This is a genomic window from Mesoplasma coleopterae (genome assembly GCF_002804245.1).
GTDB lineage: Bacteria > Bacillota_I > Bacilli_A > Mycoplasmatales > Mycoplasmataceae > Mesoplasma > Mesoplasma coleopterae.
On the sequence record NZ_CP024968.1, the window covers coordinates 387,947 to 407,051 of the forward strand.

Here is a 19,105-nt window from a genome sequence, read left to right on the forward strand (position 1 = left end):
ACTATTCACCTGCGCCTTCTTGAGCTTCAGTCTTTTCTCATTTTTTATATTTTCATATTCCTATACCTAAACCTGTAGGAGTTATTATAATAGCTGACAACATAATAATAAAAGTTGCCTGTGCCATTGTTAATCCTCTTGTAAAGTTAGGATGATATAAATCATCAATAGTTACATAGTCCGCAACATCATCCGCTTTAAGATTTTTGTTTACAAAAGGATTTTGTAAAGTCTGAATACTAATTGCGTATTTAATTGAATCAATTTGTTCATTTAAAAATCATACTTTATTATTTACCAATTTTGTTCCTGGTGATTGTTTAACTTTCATTCCTGTTAAACCAGGTCCAGTACTCTGTATTAATTCTTCGTAGTCATCTTGATCTCAAACAGATTGTTGCTTAATTGCATTTTGCTTTAAATCACTTGAAAACATTTCTTTAATTCCATTTTTATGGAAAATTCATTGTGTCCCAGTATTAACATAACCATATGATTGGAATTCTTTTGCAATTGCTTGGTCAAATTTAATCATGTCCATAGCTATGTCATAAAAATCAATTTCTTGTTTTTGATCAATAACAGGTTGTCATTTATTAGTAAATCATTGATTTGTAAAATCAGTATATAAGGGTGTAAATTTTTCTTTTTCTGCTATGTTATAAGAATCAATTGTTGATATTGCGTCAGCTAAATATGAGCTTTTAATTACATTATCCATGATTGGTTCGTATAATGGACTTTTAGGATCTAAAACATATTTATCTTTAGGCATTATGACCTGTAATTGTTTTTTAACTGAATTAATAAATCTAATTGATTCAATTCCCACTCCAGGTACTGTTGAAGCAACTGCTGCAACTCCATATAAAGAAGACAACGCAATAAGTGTTATTCCTTGTTTTTTAAGTCCAAACTTCATAAAATTTCTCCTAATCCTGATTAGTTACTTCATTTTTTATATTAATTATTATTATACATTAAATAATTATGTTTTCAAAACTTTGCTGCTTTACCAAAATGTTTATTAAAATAAAAAAAGATGCAAGACAACCATGTCTACATCATATTCTTTCTTATAAAACAGCTTGCCGACTAACTGCGCACTATTTTATTCAATTCAAATCAAATCTAAAAAAGTTTTATTTAATTCAAACTTGATTTGACTGTCTTGAAATTTAAATTATACATATTATTTTTTAGTTTTTAAAACTAAAGTTAAACTTAATCTTTTCTATAAAGGAAATTTCAAACCAAATTCTTCCTCATTTCAATTAAAAACATAATTATTTCTTTTTCTTGAGTTGATAAGATAATTGATTTGTTTCTTTAATATTTGACATGAAAAAATGTATGGATTTTAAATGATAATTTGCTTTTTTGTCATTTTGTATACTTAGAGAGAATTATATTCATAAACTAAAATGCTTAGGTTATTTTAAGTCCTGCAATATCACCAAAATTACTAGGTCTATATTTTCGATATAACTCTTTATTTTGTTCGATAAATCCTCTTTTAATAAATACGTATTTATTATTAATTTTATTATTTTAAAAGTATTAATATACTGATTAGAAATTGAATAAACCTAAAATTAAAAAATGTTGTTTATAAACTAAAGAAAAATTTTATCTATAAACAACTTCAAATTCCTCAAAAAGTATATCCATGTCTTCTGTGAAATTTAAATTATATCTTTTAAAAACACTTGTAAAAAATCTTCTATGTTCTTCTTTTCAAGATTCAAGATTTTCATCTTCACCTTCTAGTTTACAAATATCATAATTCATTTCATTAAATTTTATATATCTTACATTAGTTGTTTTAATGATGCACTTTGGATTACGCAATGAATCAGTTACTATTGCATAATCACCTACCCTTGGTTCTTCTTCATTATCCTTTTCATATTGAAAAAGTGCTGATGAAGTAGCTTTTTTCTTTCCTTCTAGAACTAATTTAAGTAGTTCTTTGTAAGTTCTTTCATCATAACCAAAACAAAAGTCTTCTTTGTAATTTAAATCTTGATCAGCATTTGTATCAAGTTTAAATTTCTCTCAATATTCTCTGATTTTTTGTTCCATTTTCATTAATTGCTCTTAATTCTTTCTATATAAATAATATCAAAAAAGAAGCCTAAGCTCCTTTTTCTTTAGGGCATATCACTTACTTAATTAATTTTTAATCTTCGGTTTTCCCTTAGATTACCTTTATTGTAACATAAAAGCTTTTTTATCTGTTTGTAACTTCCATATTGATTTCTCATTATTTTCAACTCAATTTGTGCAAATTTTATTTAATTCTTTTGTATGTCTTAATTTTGCCCTTTTGTGTTCATTTCTTTAACAGATTATAGATTAATTAAAGCTATAATTAATAAAAAAAACAAACTTATTCTAATAATATTTTGCACTAACTACTCAACTTGTCCTTAGATTTATTTTACTTTATAAAAATTAAATAATTATGTTTTCAAAAGTTTGCTGTTTTACCAATTTGTCTTTTTCTAGTAAATTTGTTACCCCAATACCAATTAATGATATAGATTCACCTTCATAAATATCATCTAAAACTGTTTTTACTGTTGAATAAATTTTTTCTAAACTATCAGTATATTCTATAAAAGTTTCACTATATGATTTTCGCTTCTTATGCTCTTTTTTATCAAAATTTATTTCTTGATTATAAAACTTTATAGATAGTGAAACAGTTTTAGCAAGTAGGTTATTATTTTGCATTCTAATCACTACTTTTTCAGCTAATCTAAATAAAACTTCCTCAATTTCTTCAATAGACATATTTCTTTTTTCAAAAGTCTTTTCTTTTGAAATTGATTTCATCGATGTATCTCAATAAGCTATTTCGTTATTTTTTATTCCGTTAAGTTTTTGAAACATTTTTTGTCCAACTAGTCCAAAAGTATTTTCAATAATTTTTTCATCAAGTTTAATGAAGTCATTTACAGTTTCTACATTTAATTTTTCCATTTTTTCTAATGATGAAACTCCAACTCCAATAACATCTTTTATTGGTTTATTTCAAATTAGAGTTTTGTAATTTTCTTTAGTTATAATAGTAATTCCATTTGGCTTTTTCATATCACTACCCATTTTTGCAAATAATCTAGTAAAACTAACACCAATACTACATGTTAAACCTGTTTCTTGATAAACTGCAGTTTGAATAGCCAAACTAAGATTTTTAACATTACCATATTTTTTTCAAATATTAGTAGCATCAATAAAACATTCATCTATTCCTAGTATTTCGACTTTATAAGTAAATTGTTCTTTAATTAAGTTAAAAATTCTTTCGCTATATTCTTCATACAAATCTCTATTACCTTCTTTAATTATTAATTCACCATAAGCTAGTTTTTTTGCTTCAAATATAGGTGTTCCTGCCTTTATTCCGTATTTTCTAGCATCATATGAAGCAGCAACAATAATGCTTTTATCGTTATTACGTGCAACAACAACTGGTTTATTTTTTAATGTTTTATCATGAGCTTGTTCACAACTTGCAAAAAAAGCATCCATATCAAGATGCAAAATTACTTTTTGATTCATGTGGATGCCTCCCTTTTTAAGTTAAATATTTTCAAGATTGATTAACGACCTTATTCAATTCTTCTTCTTTTCAATTTTTTTGATTTTCTGTTTTAGTTAAATAAGCTAAATACTCAATATTTTGCTTTTTATTACCAACAATTGGTGAATAAGTTAATCTATCAACTGAAAAACCGTTTTGCTTAGCATAAAATATAAAATTTTTAATAACTTGCAGATGAGTTGATTTTAAATTTACTTTTCCATTTTTAGTTAATTCACTTCCTGCCTCAAATTCAGGTTTTAATAATACAACACCATATGTTTGTTCTTTAATTAAACTATTTAAGGCCGGTAAAATTTTGTCTAATGAAATAAAACTTACATCACAACAAAAAAAATCAATTGTTTGATTGAAATCTTCTGGTTTTGCATATCTAAAATTATATTTTTGCATGTCTTTTACTAAAGGATTATTTTTTAAAGAAGAATCTAATTGATCAGTTCCTACATCAACTGCATATACTAAACTTGCCTTATTTTCCAAACAAACTTCTGTAAAACCACCAGTTGAAGCTCCGATGTCTAAACATACTTTATTGTTTAAGTCTATTTTTCAATCTTTAATTGCTTTTTCAAGCTTTAAACCAGCTCTTGAAACAAAAGTGCTTTGTTTCAATTTTATTTCAATTAAGTCTGTTTCGTTTACCATAAAACCAGCTTTTGTTATTAAAGTATTATTTACATATACTTCTTTTCTATTAACGATTTGTTCTTTTGCCTTGCTTCTTGTAGAAACTAATTCTTTTTCTACAAGAACTTCATCTAAACGTTTTTTCATTAATTAAATTCTTCGATTTTATTTTCTTCTAAAACTTTGTTAATAGTGCCTTTGTATTCAGTTAGTTTTTCTTTTGCTAATTGAATTCTTTTAATGTTTTCTTCAAATATTTTCATTGCTTGTTCCATTGAAATTTCACTTGATGATAACTTTAATGTTTCTTCTTTTAATTCAGTTATTAACTGATCATATGTTTTATTTTCCATTTTTCTTTACTCCTTTAATAATAGTTTCGATTTCTCCATCTTTTAAAACCAATTTAATTTCTTGATTTATAGCTACCTTATCAATTGAATTGATTATTTGCTTATCTTTACTCATTATTAGTCCAAATCCTTTGTCCATAGGCTTTTTAGGGTCTAATAAAGCTGTTTTTGATTCAATGTTTTCAATAAACATTTCATTGCGTGCAATTATGTTTTTAATATTATTAATAAAACTTTTTTCAATGTAATTTAAATCGAGTGATTGCATATCATATTTATTATTAATCTTTAAAACATTTTGTTTTTTAAGGTCTTCTAATTTTAACTGATGATTGTTATAAACATTTTTAAATAATCGAATTTGGTTTTCATAATTATATGCTAATTCTTTTAAAAGTTCTTCAGTACTAATTGAAGCTAGTTCAGCTGCCGCTGTTGGTGTTGCTGCTCTTAAATCAGCAACATAATCACTTAATGTAATATCAGGTTCATGACCAACCGCACTTATAACTGGAATAGACGAATCAACTATTGCTTTTAAAACTTCCATTTCATTGAAAGTTCATAAGTCTTCATAGCTTCCACCACCGCGACCAACAATAAGAATATCTAGTTTAGGTTCAAATAGATTTGCTTGTTGTATTTTTTTAGCTATATCAAACTTAGCTGTTTCTCCTTGAACCATTGTAGGAAATAAATAAATATTAACTGAAGGCATTCTTCTTTTTAAAGTTGTTATTAAATCTTTAATAGCAGCTCCTGAATCAGTAGTAATTAAACCTATATTTTTAGCAAAGCGATTAATTGGTTTTTTTCTTGATTGATCTGTTCAACCTAAAGCAGTTATTTCTTTTAAACGTTCTTCAAAAATAGCTTGAAGATCGCCTTTTCCTTCAACACTTACATCAACAACTTCAAAACTTACTCTTCCACTAGGTACATAATATGTTAATCTTCCATAACATGTTATTTCCATTCCCTCTTTTACATTTAGGTTAATAAGTTTATGTGCATTGCTTTTTCATATCATTGCAGCTATTGTACTTTGATTATCTTTTAAAGAAAAATATACATGTCCTGATTTGTTAAAAGATAGATTACCTACTTCTCCTCTGACATATATATTTTTGAAATAATTACTGCCTTCAATAGCTTCTTTAAATATTTGACTTATTTCAGCTACTGAAAATATTTTGTTTTCCATTATAGTTTTATAACCTTATCTAAACATGCATTTACAAATTTGTAATCAAAATCAACTTCGTTTTCTTTTACTAAATTAACTAATTCATTAATTGTTACAGCTTTTGGAGTTGGAGTAAAGATAATTTCATAAGCACCAATAATTAAAACTGATTGAATATATGTTGGAATTCTATCTCATTTTCAATTTGAACTTAAGTGCTTTTTAATTTCATTTTTTAGATCTGAAAGTTTTTCAGCAATATTATTTGCTATTAAAGTTGTTTCAACATCTAATTTTTCTTGTGTTTCATCCAGTATATCTTGCTTGATGTAGTTAACATCATTATCCATTAATAAATATCTGTAAAACATTTGCACTAAATATGTACGTCTTTTAGTCATACTTAATTTTTGTTCGCTCATAATATCACCTTCCCTTTTGTTTAATTAATTATCTCATATTTTATTTAACTTTTTTTGTAAATTTTTTATTAAGTAAGTTTTCAATTTCTTCTTTATATGGAGCTTTATTTTCTACATATGGAGTTTCTAAAATTTTTGGTACATCAATATATTCTTCATCTCAAAGCACTTTTAAAAGATTATCAAATCCAATATAACCATATCCAATATTTTCATGTCTATCTTTATGTGCTAATAAAGGGTTTTTTGAATCATTTAGATGGAAGCAAATAACTTTTTCTTTACCAATGGTATTATTAATATCTTTTTTGATTGAATCTCAATCATTGAAATCATAACCTGCATCATGCATATGGCATGTGTCTAAGCAAACTGCTACTTTATCTGGTTGTTCAACATTATCAATTACATATTTAAAATCGTTTAATGATAATCCAACCTCAGTACCTTTTCCAGCCATTGTTTCTAAAGCAATAACTACATTATTTTGAGTTGCAGCAACAGCATTTAATCCTTTAACTAATGCATTTAATGCATCTGTATAATCACCTTTTAGTCTAGCTCCTGGATGTAAAACTAAAATCTTAACTCCAATTTCTTCACATCTTTTAATCTCTTGTTTTAAAAAATCAACACCAAAATCTCAAGTAGTTTGGTTAACTGGATTTGAAATATTGATAATGTAAGGTGCATGAACTACTAAATGATCTTTATTAATGTTATTTTCTTTCAAGATCTGATCAAATTTTTCAATATGTAATTTCTCTGTTGCTGTACGCACTGAATTTTGAGGTGCTCCAGTATAAAACATTAATGTATTAGCATCATAACTTATTGCTTCATTAACACTTCCGATTAAATATTCACCATGTTTATTAGTTTTGCTCATTCCAACATGACTACCTAAGATTGGTTTTTTCATTTTATTCTCCTTTAAAATGCTTTATTGCGCATTCTTTATCTTTGTTCAATAACTCTTTTAATTCTTCTAAATTATTTACTTTAACACTCTCACGAATAAAATCTATAATTTCAACTTCTATTCCTCAACCATAAATGTCTTGGTCAAAATCTAAAATATGACTTTCAAAAACATTAACACCATTTTTATTTGTTCAATAAGCACTAATACTTGGATATAATTTTTCATCATTTGGTAATTTAGTTGTTGTTAAATAAACTGCTTCTTTTAATTTCAATTCATCATTAATTACGATATTTGCTGTTGGATAATCAATTGTTCTACCAATATGGTTACCATGCTCAACAAATCCCTTAAATCCAAAATTAAATCCATTTAATTGCTTATATTCTTTTATTTTTCCTTCTTTTAAAAGTATTTCACTTTTTATAATTTGCTTATTAAGATTTTGATCATAACTGATTACCTTATTTTCCATAAAAGCAGATTTTATTTTGTCTAAATCAATATTATTGCTCAAAATATAAGCTTTTTTAATATTTAAATCCTGCTTAATTCTTTCATAATTGAACTCTTGATTAAATGAATGTCATAAAACAACTTCACAGTCTAATTCAGTTGCCTTTTGTTCTATTCCATTATTTGGAATAATATTTTTAAAGTTACTTGTTTCTTTTTGAATTAAAATAACTTTCAAATTCTCTTCCTTTGCTTTTTTAATTATATTTGTTTCATTCTCATCCCATCTGTCAAATTCTGCAAAAACAGCTACTGTTTCAGGTAGGTTTCATAGCATCATTAGCATTTCATTATAATGTATAGCCATTTCTTTACTCCTTTTATTTATTTACAAATTAATTTAATTATATTTCTAAAAATCAAATTATTGTTGCACTAAATTACTTTTTTATTTCTATTTTACATTATAATTATAAAATGTGAAAAGGAGAAATTTATGGCTGAAAAAAAACAAGCTAAAAGCAAAATTAAAGTTGTTAAACCGCTAAAAAAAGAAACTAAACAAACTAAAGAATTACTTTCTGATTTAAATAGCAAAATTAACAATAGTGAAGTTTCGGAAAAAGAAAAAAGATTGACTTTAATCAAAACTCATAAAAAAATTACAAATCTTTTATTGAAAACTATTCCATACTTATTATTCTTATTTATATTAGACGTTGCAATGCTGAGTGTGATTACAGTGTTATTCGTTCTTTCAGCATTTGTACTTGAAGGAACAGCAGCTAATGTTGTTAGATACATATTATTAGGTGTTTCAGCATTCATGCTTGCAAAATTTACTTACATGAACTGATTTTCAAAAAACTTATATTTTAAAAAAATTATTGTATTTAAATATAAGTCAAAAGTTGATAGACAAAAATTTAGAGCAGTTAGAGAAATATCATTTACACCAATTTGATTCTTGATTTTCTTTGTTGCATCAAATTTTTACATTACTATTTTAGTAAACTTCGAAATTCAACAAAACTTTGTATCAACTGGTGATAATAAAGTTTTAATCTGAGCTATTTTAAGAACTACTATTGATATGATGCTTCTTCCATCATTCTTAAACTCATTTAACAAAATTGCTGATAAATCTAAAGCAATTGATGCAAACTATGTTAAATTGATTAAAGATCAATATTTCTCAAATAAATCATTATTTGAAGATGTAGAATTCGAAGATAACTATTTAAACTTAAAGTTTAGTAAAAACAGTTTAACTTCAAAAAATGGATTATTTATTTTAGTTAATAAAGATGATTTAACTAGACCTGATCAAGGAAGAATGATTGAAATTAATAATGAGATATTAGATCGTTATAAAGAAATTTGAGAGAGTTATGTTGACTTACTTGAAAATAGAATGAAAGCTAAATTCAATAAGGCTACTGTTCATAAACTTTTCTGATTAGAAAGAATTTATGACACAATTTTCTTAGATTTATTTGAAATTTAGTATTTATATTTAAAAACCTCATGTTGATTCATGAGGTTTTTATTTTTTATCTTCAATTAATTTCTCATTATAGATAACTTGAAATTCATTTTTTGCAATTTGTTCTTTAATAGGTAAAACTTGATTTAAATACTTAGGATTTGCTTTTCTTCCTGCCATTAAAGCATTATAAATAACTCATCCTAAGATTGGAACAAATCATAATAATCTTAATCATCCAGCTGTTTTGCTGTCAATTTTACTTACTTGCTTGTAAAAATCTTTGTTTTCTACTTTCAGTTGAGCATTTTGTTTCACAAGCTCTTCAACTGTTAAGTCTAAATTTCTTTTTAAAATTTGTTCACTCATAGTTTCTCCTATATATAAGTATTTTAACTACAATAAATTTTAACATAAAAATCTAATATACTATTTGATATAATAAATTTATTATGAAAGGAGCTGATTAAATGTTTCCCTATTTAGGAATTATTATTGCTTCAATCTTTGGTTATTTATTAGGTAGTGTTCTTTGATCAGTCCCTGTTACTAAATGAGTTAAAGGTGTAAGTATTTACGAAGTTGGTTCAAACAACCCAGGAGCCACTAATACAGTTAGAATTTTAGGAAAAAGATGAGGTTTAGCAGTTGCTTTACTTGATGGATTTAAAGTTTTAATTACTGCTGCATTTGCTATTGGTCTTTCAATGATACCAAGTGAATTATTTAGCAAAACAAGTTATTTTATTCCTTGTATCTTTGTTTTAATTGGACACTGTTGACCTATTTGATTTAAATTCAAAGGTGGTAAAGCAGTTAGTTGTTTCTTGGGATTATTAGTTGTAGTTAATTATTTATACTTTTTAATTTTCTTTATTGTTTGATGAATATTTGCTTTCAAATATCGTAAAGTTAGTTTATCTTCAATTATTGGAACAGCAACTATCTTGTTAATAATGTGATTGCCTTGAACATATGGAGTAATGGGTTATAGTTTATTTAATGGTTATGATTCATTTATTGATGCTTGAAATAATAATATTGTTTTTAGTTTTTATAATTTTTTCCATAAGTTTTCTTCTGAAATACACGGAATTAACTATGCTGATGGAATGTTAACAGGTCAAATTATTATTTTAGTCGGAATGATTATTTTAGTTGTTAGACATAAAACAAACATTGTTAAATTAAAAAATAAAACTGAAGAACCAATTTACCCTAAAAAAACAAAAGAATACTAAAATGTAGCAATTTTTGCTACATTTTTATTTGTTATAATATCAAAAAGGAGATTCTAATTATGAACAAAGCTTTAATAATAGTTGATTATCAATTTGATTTTGTTGATCCTAATGGAAAATTGTATGTACCAACTGCTGAAACTAAAAAAGAATATATAGAAAAATTAATTCAAGAATTTAAAGCAAATGATAATCTTGTTGTTGCAACTAAGGACGTTCATCCCGTTGATCATTACTCTTTTTCTGAATGAGGTCCACATTGTGTTGTTGGTACAAATGGTACTGATTTATATTTTAATGATTCACAAGTTGATATGGTTATTAAAAAAGGAACTAATAAAAATACAGAAAGTTATAGTGCTTTTTTTGATGAAAAAGGTAATTCAAATAATTTAGATGAATATTTAAAAGCAAATAAAATAACTAGTTTAACAATTGTTGGAGTTGCTTTAGAAGTATGTGTAAAAGCAACTTTTGATCATGCAATTGAATTAGGATATCAAACAGTGATAGATTTAAAAGGTTGTGCTGGATTTCAAGATAAAAAATAAAAACTACAAAATTTTAAAAGTAATTGATATAATAAAGTTAGTATTTGAACAAATCGAATCTTAAAATTTTAACATTATAGTTCATAATTTTATCTATTTGATCAGTATTATAGAAAGTAGACGACAAAATGAACAAAGTTATCTCAGTTAAAATTTCTGATATTGCTCCTTTTGGTGCATTTGCTATTTTTGAATTAGACGGTAAACAATACAAAGGTTTAATTCATATTAGTGAAATTGCTAACACTTTTGTAAACGACATTAACGATTTCGTTAAAGTTGGTCAAGATGTTGAAGTTCTAATTTTAGAATTAAACGACGAAAAAGCTCAAGCAAAATTATCAATTAAAAAAGTTAACGCTTAATTAATAATTAACGAACTAAAAAAGAGAACTTATTGTTCTCTTTTTTTATAATTAAAATATTTATGTATTTATTATTGAATATAAACACAACATTAATATATAATAATTTAAATAATTAAATATAAAAAACTTATACATGACAACATATTGGGTTGTCGACCTGCCTCTGGACCTATCCTTAGACTATAAGCGTGAGGTTTTTTTACACAAAAAAAGACCTCTTTTTTTATTTAGAAGGAGATTAAAATGAAAAATACTCAAATCTTGATTTTAGATTTTGGAAGTCAATATACACAGTTATTAGCTAGAAGAGTTAGAGAAGCTAATATTTATACAGAAGTTTTACCTTTTGATACATCAATTGAAAAAATTAAAGAATATCCACTACTAAAAGGTATCATTCTTTCTGGTGGACCTTCAAGTGTATATTTACAAAATGCTTATAAAATAGATTCTGAAATCTTAAATTTAGATATTGCTATTTTAGGTGTATGTTATGGTATGCAATTATTAACTCAATATTTTCAAGGTGCTGTTGAATTAGCTGATGAACAAGAATTTGGTAAAGCTATTATATCAATTGATGATAAATCTAATCTTCTTTTCAAAAATGTTGATGAAAGTTCACAAGTTTGAATGAGCCATGCTGATCACGTAACTAAATTACCAAAAGATTTTAAACAAATTGCACATTCTAACGCAAGTATTGCAGCCATTTCTCATAATACTAAACCAATTTATGGTATTCAATTCCATGCTGAAGTTACTCATTCTTTACAAGGTAAACAAATGTTAGAAAACTTCTTATATGATATAGCAAAATGTAAAAAAGACTGAAATCTTGATGATTTTATTGAACAACAAATTAAAGAAATTAGAGAAGTTGTTCAGGATAAACAAGTTATTTTAGGATTAAGTGGTGGAGTTGATTCATCTGTTGCTGCAGCAATCATTGGTAAAGCAATTGGTAAACAATTAACTTGTATTTTTGTTGATACAGGTTTATTAAGAAAAAATGAAACAACTGAAGTAATGAAAGCATATGAAACTAACTTTGACATTAATATTAAATTAGTTGATGCAAGTGATCTTTTCTTTTCTGAATTAAAAGGAATTAAAGAACCTGAAGCTAAAAGAAAAGTTATTGGTAAATGTTTTATAGATGTTTTCACTGATGCAGCTAGACAATATAAAGATGCTGATTTCTTAGCACAAGGAACTATTTATCCTGATGTTATTGAATCTTCTTCTCATGGAGCTAGCTCTAAAACAATTAAATCTCATCACAATGTTGGTGGATTACCAGAAGATTTAAAATTTAAATTAATTGAACCTTTAAGAAACTTATTTAAAGATGAAGTTAGACAAGTTGGTTTTAAATTAGGTTTACCAGAAGAAATGGTTAATCGTCATCCTTTCCCAGGACCTGGCTTAGGAATTAGAGTTATTGAAGAAGTAACTAAAGAAAAAGTTGAAATTTTACAAGAAGTAGATGCTATTTTTATTAAAAAATTAAGAGAGTGAAATTTATATAATTCAGTTTCACAAGCCTTTGTTACTTTACTACCAGTTAAAACTGTTGGGGTAATGGGTGATAATCGTACTTATGATTATGTTGTTGCTTTAAGAAGTGTCAATACAATTGATTTTATGACAGCAACTAGCACACATCTTCCTTGAGAATTTTTAGATGAAGTAGTAAATGAAATAATAAATAAAGTAGATAATGTTAATCGAGTAGTTTATGATGTTACATCTAAACCTCCAGGAACAATAGAATGGGAATAAGAATTATGAATAAAGATCTAAATGGAAAAATTATAAATGAGGCTATTACTTTTGATGATGTACTATTAGTACCTAATTACTCAGAAGTTTTACCACATGAAGTTTGTTTAAAAACTAAATTGACTAAAAATATTGAATTAAATATTCCTATCATTTCTGCTGCAATGGATACAGTTACTGAATCTGAGTTAGCAATTGCAATTGCAAGTATTGGTGGTATTGGCATTATTCATAAAAATTTAACAATTGAACAACAAGCAAATGAAATTAGAATAGTTAAATCAATTAAACCTACAGATGAATATCCAAATGCTTGTATTGATGCTAATGGATTTTTAAGAGTTGGTGGTGCTGTTGGAGTTAATGATGAAACTTTAACGCGTGTAGAGAGTCTAATTTCAGCTGGTATTGATGTTTTAGTAGTTGATTCAGCACATGGTCATAGTAAAGGTATTATTGATGTTGTAAAAGCAATTAGAACTAAATATCCTAACTTAGATATTATTGCTGGTAACATTTGTACAGTTGAAGGTGCTGAAGCCCTTTATAAAGCTGGAGCTGATTGTGTTAAAGTTGGAATCGGTCCTGGAAGTATTTGTACAACTAGAGTGGTTGCTGGAGTTGGAGTACCTCAAATTACAGCAATTAATGATGTTTACAATTGATCTATTAATAAAGATGTAACTTTAATTGCAGATGGTGGAATTAAATACTCTGGTGATGTTGTTAAAGCTTTAGCAGCGGGTGCTCATTCTGTAATGTTAGGAAGTATGTTAGCTGGAACTGAAGAAGCTCCTGGTCAAGAAGTTATTATTAATAATAAAAGATATAAAACTTATGTTGGTATGGGTTCATTAGCAGCAATGAAACGTGGAAGTAGTGATCGTTACTTCCAAAAGGGAGCTAAAAAATTAGTTCCTGAAGGAATCGAAGCTGTTGTTCCTTTCAAAGGGACTTTAGAAGAAGTTATTTTTCAATTGGTTGGTGGTTTAAGAAGTGGAATGGGTTACACTGGTTCTAATACAATAGATACTTTAAGACACAATGCTAAATTTGTTAAAATAACTGGAGCTAGTTTAAAAGAATCTCATCCTCATGATGTAGAAATTTCAGCTGAAGCTCCTAATTATAAATAATTGTACAAATAATAAAAAATCTAGAATTTAATCTAGATTTTTTTATAAGTTAATAAATATAAGATTAAACAACAAAAGAACAGTTTAAATAATTTTATAATACAAAGCATATTAAAAAAATAACTTTTATATACTCTTGTATAAATATTTACAATTATTTTTAATTAATGAAAACATTTCATCAATATGCTTATTTTTTTCTACTTCTTGATTTAATTATTTTAAAATTACTAGTTAAATTGTATGTTTATATATAAGATTCTATAGCCATCTTTTATATTTTAAAGTTTTTTCTTCACTGTTAAAAAAATAGTGTAATATGCTTTAGTTATTAAAAAGAGAATAGTAAAGCCAAGTTATATTATGAAAAAGAAGATTTAAAAACTTTTAGATAATATTTGACAAAGAATATATAGATTTTTAATTTATATATTCTTATAAGGAAATATAAAAAAAGTGAAAAGAGAAAATCCTTCCACTTTAAATTAAATTATTAAAAATGATTCTTATCATTTTCTGGTACATGGTTTTATAGCTCTAGTTAAAGGAATAATTGCTGCACCTTCATTAAATCTAATTAATACTCCATTGCCTTTATTCTGCTTTTGAATTTCTCTAGCATTAATTGCTAAATTAAGAGCTATACTTGCAGTTAATAAGCCTATTGGAGGAAGCAATAAAGAAATTACTCCTAGGACTGCTGATATTATTCCTTGATCGTTTATTCAATTTTCAGTAAATTCATTGTCCATTTCTAATCTTCAAACTAATCCTCATCACTCATATCAAGTTTTTGGAGGATTAAAACAGCACTTACCATAAAATGTATTAAGTATAGTTCCTTTATCTTTTTTAGTTTCAAAAATTAAGTAGCTAATAACAATAGAATTAAAATACTCATTTTCTATATTCCTTAAAGCATTTTTTATTTTTTCATTAAATAAAACAAATTACTCAGATTTCTCATTTAACGTGAGTATTTTTTTGTTGGTCTTTCATACAAAATTATATCTACCTTCCGAGTAACAAAAAAACTTATTATTTAATAAAGAGTTATAATATTAAAGAACTAAAAGGAGGTTAAATGAAAGAATTTTGCATTAAATATAAATTTGAATGGTACAAGTTCCAGTTACCAATTATTTCGCTATTATTAATATTTATTTTTCAAATGATTAATCTTGAAAAAATATACTGATATATACCTTTTATTTTAGTTTTATGTATATCTTTATTTTTATATTTCCCAACAATTATAAGGTTAAAAAAATTTGAGCTAAAGAAAAATGATTTCAAGGCTTGAATAATATCATTTTTTATAATTGATTTAATTTGTTGATTTTTTTTATTGGCACAAATTATTGGATTTTGATCAGGGCTAGATACTTTAGGTTTTTCTTTCGCAATAACAATCATTATAAGTATAAATTCTTTTATTTACTACCAAGTAAATAAATTAAATAAAAGAAAAAACTTCTAAAATATAAAATAAACTTCACATAAAGAAAAAACTTTATTATTATACTCGTGCAAAAACAAATTTATTTTCAAAAGTAGATTAATCTAATTCTGTTAATTATAAATTAAAATTGAAACTGCAATGCTTGTGAGAAAATAATCTCGTAGGAATTCAGTTTCAATTTTAATTCTCACATTTTAAATAATTCTTTATTTTTGGCTTGTTGCATTGTGTGCATTGTTTTTTAATGATCTCTTTAGTAATGAAAAATCAAATAATTACTCTTAAGATAATTCAAATTATCATTACTGTTAATTGACTGCCTATTTTTTTTAATTCAAATACTGAATAAATAGATAAATGTTCTTTTTTTAGGGCTTTATTTATTAATTATAATAATTGAAACAATTACTAAAAAAGAAAAATTTGAATATAAAAAATCGATAGTATCTACAAAAAAAATAAAAGATTAGAAATTTATATAATTTAATTTCGAAAGTATTTGTTACTTTATTAGTAGTTAAACTGTCTGCGCAATGAGTAATAATCGTACTTATAATTATCATGAAGTTTTAAAAGTGATAATACAATGTATTTTTTTAAATAAAATAGTATAAAAATTAGATATTAAAATAACGCTTCAAAATTATATAATCATTTTTTAATTATTAATTACTTACTCTTAGATTTTATACTTTATTTTTGATCTTTTAATTTACCAAAACTTTCATCAAATCATTTACTATATGATCACCTATATCACATAATTTTTGGTTCTGTCCCTCCATAAGTATCTGGTATCATACCTTCAAATGCATCAAAAAGAATTGATCATGTCATTAATCCTCTAATCTTAATCCCATCAGAATTTAATAAATTATAAGCTTTATTGAAAGCTTCTTTTGAACCTGCTCCTCTTCCTGCTGGTTCATTTGTTGAAGCACCAATAATGAATTTATCTGCTGGTATTTGATAAAAACCATTTTGATTATTAGGTTTTGACGTAATGTATTTTGACATTAAATAATAAAATTCACCACGTTTCTCAACATTATCATTTGTAATACTTGTATTTTGTTGAACACCTGTTTTTATAGCGTCTTCACTTGTTTCTACTTGAACACCATCTCCTCAACCATTATAAAATTGGGGATTTATTCAGTCATAATAACCATCAAGACCATCTAAAAATTCTTTATAGTTTCTACCTTCAGTGTTTTTTCTAAGGTAAGGAAATTCAGGGGCCATAGTTATAATAAAATCTTTTCCTTCAGATTTATATTCATCTTTTAATTCTTTAAGGGCTTGAGCTGTTACCTTTTTACTTTCTGAACTATTTAAAGAAGCAGATTCTCAATCTATGTCTAATCCATCAAAACCGTATTCGTTAATCACACTTTTAATGGCTGTTTTTAATTCTTCTTTTTGATCACTTCTAAATTTCATATGTTCAGCAGTAGCTCCTCCCATTGATATAAGTACTCTTTTACCTTGAGATTGTAACGCTTTAATTCCTTCTTTTACTGCAGCAGGATTATTAGGGCTATAAGTTGGCATTTGATATTCTACATTAGAATATAAAAATGATAAATTAATAACATTATAAGAAGAAGTTAATAAATCTTTATCATTTAATGCAATTTTATTTTCAAAATTTCCTCCTCAATCATAATGATATCCAACTAGGGTTTTTACTTCATATTGAACTTCTACACTACCTTTATATTTGGCTAAATTATTAGATTGAATCGTTGCTACTTCATTTGTTTTATTAACTACTTTTAAATCTTTTTCTTGAATTGTTGTATTAGGATTAAATTTTAAAATATTTCTAATGATTCCTGAATCTAAATTATCAGAAATACCATTTAAGTTTCTTTCTTTTATTAAACTGTTTAAATCAATTGCATTTGATGTATCTATAATATATTCTATTTCAACTGATCCACTATATTTTGTTGGGTCAGTTGATTTAACTAATGCGTTTGATGTAGTAATTGATTGTGAATCAATTCCTATTGCATTAATATCTATATTTGGATTTTTTGATTTAATAGCTTGTTTGATTGTGTTTTCATCAGTTGAGTTTAATGTTCCTAGATTTCTTTCTTTTAATACAGAAGATAGAGGAACAGCTTTTGAAGTATCAAGTTTAAAAGTTATGTTTACACTTCCTTTATATTTGCTTGGATTATTTGATGTAACTATTGCTGATGTTTCAGTTATATTATTAATATCTACGTAATTAACTTCTAAATTAGGATTCAATTTTGCTAATTGACTTTTAATAGTTATTTCATCTAATTTATCTAAAGTACCTAAATTTGTATTTGTAATTACTGATGCTAAATCAGTAGCTAAAAGATTTTCATCTACTTTAAAAGTTAAATCAAGATAACCTTCTTTTGGATTAATATAAACATTTTCATCAGTTGAAGTAACTCTAGCTCAACCTCAACCACTTGAAGAATTAAAACCTGTATCATATATTCTTACATAATTAGCATTTAATTTAGAATTATCTTTTACTAAAGCATTTAATATTATATCAGGATCTGCATTAGGTAAAACAGTTGTAATATTTTGATTAGTTATAACATTCGTTAAATTAGTTTTTTCTGGTTTTGTTCCATTGATAGTAAATGTAACATTTACAGATCCCGTATATCTTCCAGATGATGTTGAATTAACTCTTGCTGATGTTTGAGTTATAGAAGTGATACTAATATCTTTTGATGTTAACTTAGGATTTAATTTAATGACTGCTTGTTGAATTGTTAGCGCGTTGTTATCAGATATAATCCCTAAATCTTTTTCAGTGATAACACTACTTAAATTTGGTTTTTTTGCCTGTACTGTAAAAACAACTGTGAGTGAGCCATTATATATAAAATCATCACCTATTATTAATGCTGATGTTGAATCTATTTCTGTAATTTCAAAACCATTAGTATTAATATCTGGATTTTTTGATAATATCGCATTTCGAATTGTACTTTCTGTTTTACTACTTATAACGCCCAATTCAGTATTTATGAGATTGTCTTTTAAAGCAGGGACAATGTAAAAAGAAACTGTAACTTCACCATTATATTTATCCTGACCAATTAAATTTGCAGTTCCTGAACCTTCACTTATATTAATATTTGTTATTTCAAAATCTGATGTAACTAACTTTGGATTATTTAACAAAACAGCTTGTCTTATTTCATATTCTGTTGATTTATTTATAATCCCTAAATTCTTTTTTTCAATGATTGTTGCAATATTAATTTTTTTAGTATTAGTACTACATGATACAGTTAAAATTGTTGTTGGTACTATCAATGATATCGTACCTAATAAACCTAGTAATTTTTTCAAAAAATTTCTCCTTATTTATTTTATTTACAAAATATTATATTTTATATGAAATTCATAATAAATAAAAGATAAGTGTGATATGTGAGTTTATTTTTGAGTAAATTTAGAAAGTAATTTTATTAGTGTTTAAA

Annotated in this window: 19 protein-coding genes and 1 riboswitch; of the genes, 6 read left to right on the forward strand and 13 right to left on the reverse strand. The window is 25.5% G+C overall.

From position 1 onward, the window contains the following. Window position 1: 1 nt before the first annotated feature. The 9 genes from MCOLE_RS01755 to MCOLE_RS01795 form a co-directional block, all read right to left on the reverse strand. On the reverse strand, window positions 2–922 hold the full coding sequence (locus MCOLE_RS01755; protein WP_100670929.1) for a hypothetical protein: 921 nt from the start codon (window positions 920–922) through the stop codon (window positions 2–4). A gap of 707 nt (window positions 923–1,629) precedes the next feature. Beyond that, complete coding sequence (locus tag MCOLE_RS01760; RefSeq protein ID WP_100671542.1) at window positions 1,630–2,085, reverse strand: ASCH domain-containing protein; 456 nt, start codon at window positions 2,083–2,085, stop codon at window positions 1,630–1,632. A 372-nt stretch (window positions 2,086–2,457) separates the two neighbouring features. Continuing rightward, a complete protein-coding gene (locus MCOLE_RS01765) occupies window positions 2,458–3,570 on the reverse strand; it encodes a Y-family DNA polymerase (RefSeq protein WP_100670931.1) in 1,113 nt (370 codons plus the stop codon). Between the two features lie 16 nt (window positions 3,571–3,586). Beyond that, window positions 3,587–4,390 carry a TlyA family RNA methyltransferase gene (locus tag MCOLE_RS01770; protein ID WP_100670933.1) on the reverse strand — a complete coding sequence of 268 codons (804 nt, stop codon included), beginning with the start codon at window positions 4,388–4,390 and terminating at the stop codon, window positions 3,587–3,589. Continuing rightward, window positions 4,390–4,596 (reverse strand): exodeoxyribonuclease VII small subunit, encoded by a 207-nt coding sequence (xseB, locus tag MCOLE_RS01775; RefSeq protein ID WP_099651173.1) that lies wholly within the window; start codon window positions 4,594–4,596, stop codon window positions 4,390–4,392. Before xseB ends, MCOLE_RS01770 begins: the two co-directional genes overlap by 1 nt. Then, entirely contained in the window at window positions 4,586–5,800 is a 1,215-nt protein-coding gene (xseA, locus tag MCOLE_RS01780; protein ID WP_100670935.1) for an exodeoxyribonuclease VII large subunit, read from the reverse strand. Before xseA ends, xseB begins: the two co-directional genes overlap by 11 nt. Then, entirely contained in the window at window positions 5,800–6,204 is a 405-nt protein-coding gene (gene nusB / locus MCOLE_RS01785; RefSeq protein ID WP_099651175.1) for a transcription antitermination factor NusB, read from the reverse strand. The genes xseA and nusB overlap by 1 nt, the downstream gene beginning before the upstream one ends. 40 nt (window positions 6,205–6,244) lie before the next feature. Further along, window positions 6,245–7,126 (reverse strand): deoxyribonuclease IV, encoded by an 882-nt coding sequence (locus tag MCOLE_RS01790; RefSeq protein WP_100670937.1) that lies wholly within the window; start codon window positions 7,124–7,126, stop codon window positions 6,245–6,247. 1 nt (window position 7,127) lies between these two features. Continuing rightward, window positions 7,128–7,952 (reverse strand): riboflavin kinase, encoded by an 825-nt coding sequence (locus MCOLE_RS01795; protein ID WP_100670939.1) that lies wholly within the window; start codon window positions 7,950–7,952, stop codon window positions 7,128–7,130. A 129-nt stretch (window positions 7,953–8,081) separates the two neighbouring features. On the opposite strand from MCOLE_RS01795, the gene MCOLE_RS01800 reads away from it, so the two are divergent. Then, the gene (locus MCOLE_RS01800) at window positions 8,082–9,092 is read left to right on the forward strand and encodes a hypothetical protein (RefSeq protein ID WP_100670941.1); all 1,011 of its coding nucleotides are present in this window, start codon (window positions 8,082–8,084) and stop codon (window positions 9,090–9,092) included. Between the two features lie 39 nt (window positions 9,093–9,131). Here MCOLE_RS01800 and MCOLE_RS01805 read toward each other — a convergent pair whose 3' ends face one another. Beyond that, the gene (locus tag MCOLE_RS01805; protein ID WP_100670943.1) at window positions 9,132–9,440 is read right to left on the reverse strand and encodes a hypothetical protein; all 309 of its coding nucleotides are present in this window, start codon (window positions 9,438–9,440) and stop codon (window positions 9,132–9,134) included. A gap of 101 nt (window positions 9,441–9,541) precedes the next feature. Here MCOLE_RS01805 and MCOLE_RS01810 point away from each other — a divergent pair, with 101 nt between their 5' ends. The 5 genes from MCOLE_RS01810 (at window position 9,542) to guaB (ending at window position 14,152) form a co-directional block, all read left to right on the forward strand. After that, on the forward strand, window positions 9,542–10,312 hold the full coding sequence (locus tag MCOLE_RS01810) for a glycerol-3-phosphate acyltransferase (protein WP_100670945.1): 771 nt from the start codon (window positions 9,542–9,544) through the stop codon (window positions 10,310–10,312). 59 nt (window positions 10,313–10,371) lie between these two features. Further along, window positions 10,372–10,863 (forward strand): isochorismatase family protein, encoded by a 492-nt coding sequence (locus MCOLE_RS01815; protein WP_100670947.1) that lies wholly within the window; start codon window positions 10,372–10,374, stop codon window positions 10,861–10,863. A 128-nt stretch (window positions 10,864–10,991) separates the two neighbouring features. Beyond that, window positions 10,992–11,228, forward strand: a complete 237-nt coding sequence (locus MCOLE_RS01820) for a S1 RNA-binding domain-containing protein (protein ID WP_099651182.1) — start codon at window positions 10,992–10,994, stop codon at window positions 11,226–11,228. Between the two features lie 128 nt (window positions 11,229–11,356). After that, window positions 11,357–11,419: riboswitch (nucleoside riboswitch) on the forward strand. Window positions 11,420–11,474: 55 nt separating this feature from the next. After that, window positions 11,475–13,016, forward strand: coding sequence for a glutamine-hydrolyzing GMP synthase (guaA, locus tag MCOLE_RS01825; protein ID WP_100670949.1), 1,542 nt, complete (start codon window positions 11,475–11,477; stop codon window positions 13,014–13,016). Next, complete coding sequence (gene guaB / locus MCOLE_RS01830) at window positions 13,007–14,152, forward strand: IMP dehydrogenase (protein ID WP_244161451.1); 1,146 nt, start codon at window positions 13,007–13,009, stop codon at window positions 14,150–14,152. Before guaA ends, guaB begins: the two co-directional genes overlap by 10 nt. A 506-nt stretch (window positions 14,153–14,658) precedes the next feature. Here guaB and MCOLE_RS01835 read toward each other — a convergent pair. The 3 genes from MCOLE_RS01835 to MCOLE_RS01845 all read right to left on the reverse strand — a co-directional run bounded on the left by MCOLE_RS01835 (window position 14,659) and on the right by MCOLE_RS01845 (window position 18,974). Further along, a complete protein-coding gene (locus MCOLE_RS01835; protein WP_100670951.1) occupies window positions 14,659–14,904 on the reverse strand; it encodes a hypothetical protein in 246 nt (81 codons plus the stop codon). Window positions 14,905–15,232: 328 nt separating this feature from the next. Then, window positions 15,233–15,568: a hypothetical protein gene (locus MCOLE_RS01840; RefSeq protein ID WP_100670953.1), complete on the reverse strand. Its 336-nt coding sequence runs from the start codon at window positions 15,566–15,568 to the stop codon at window positions 15,233–15,235. Between the two features lie 739 nt (window positions 15,569–16,307). Continuing rightward, window positions 16,308–18,974: a glycosyl hydrolase family 18 protein gene (locus tag MCOLE_RS01845; protein WP_167373850.1), complete on the reverse strand. Its 2,667-nt coding sequence runs from the start codon at window positions 18,972–18,974 to the stop codon at window positions 16,308–16,310. Between the last annotated feature and the right edge of the window lie 131 nt (window positions 18,975–19,105).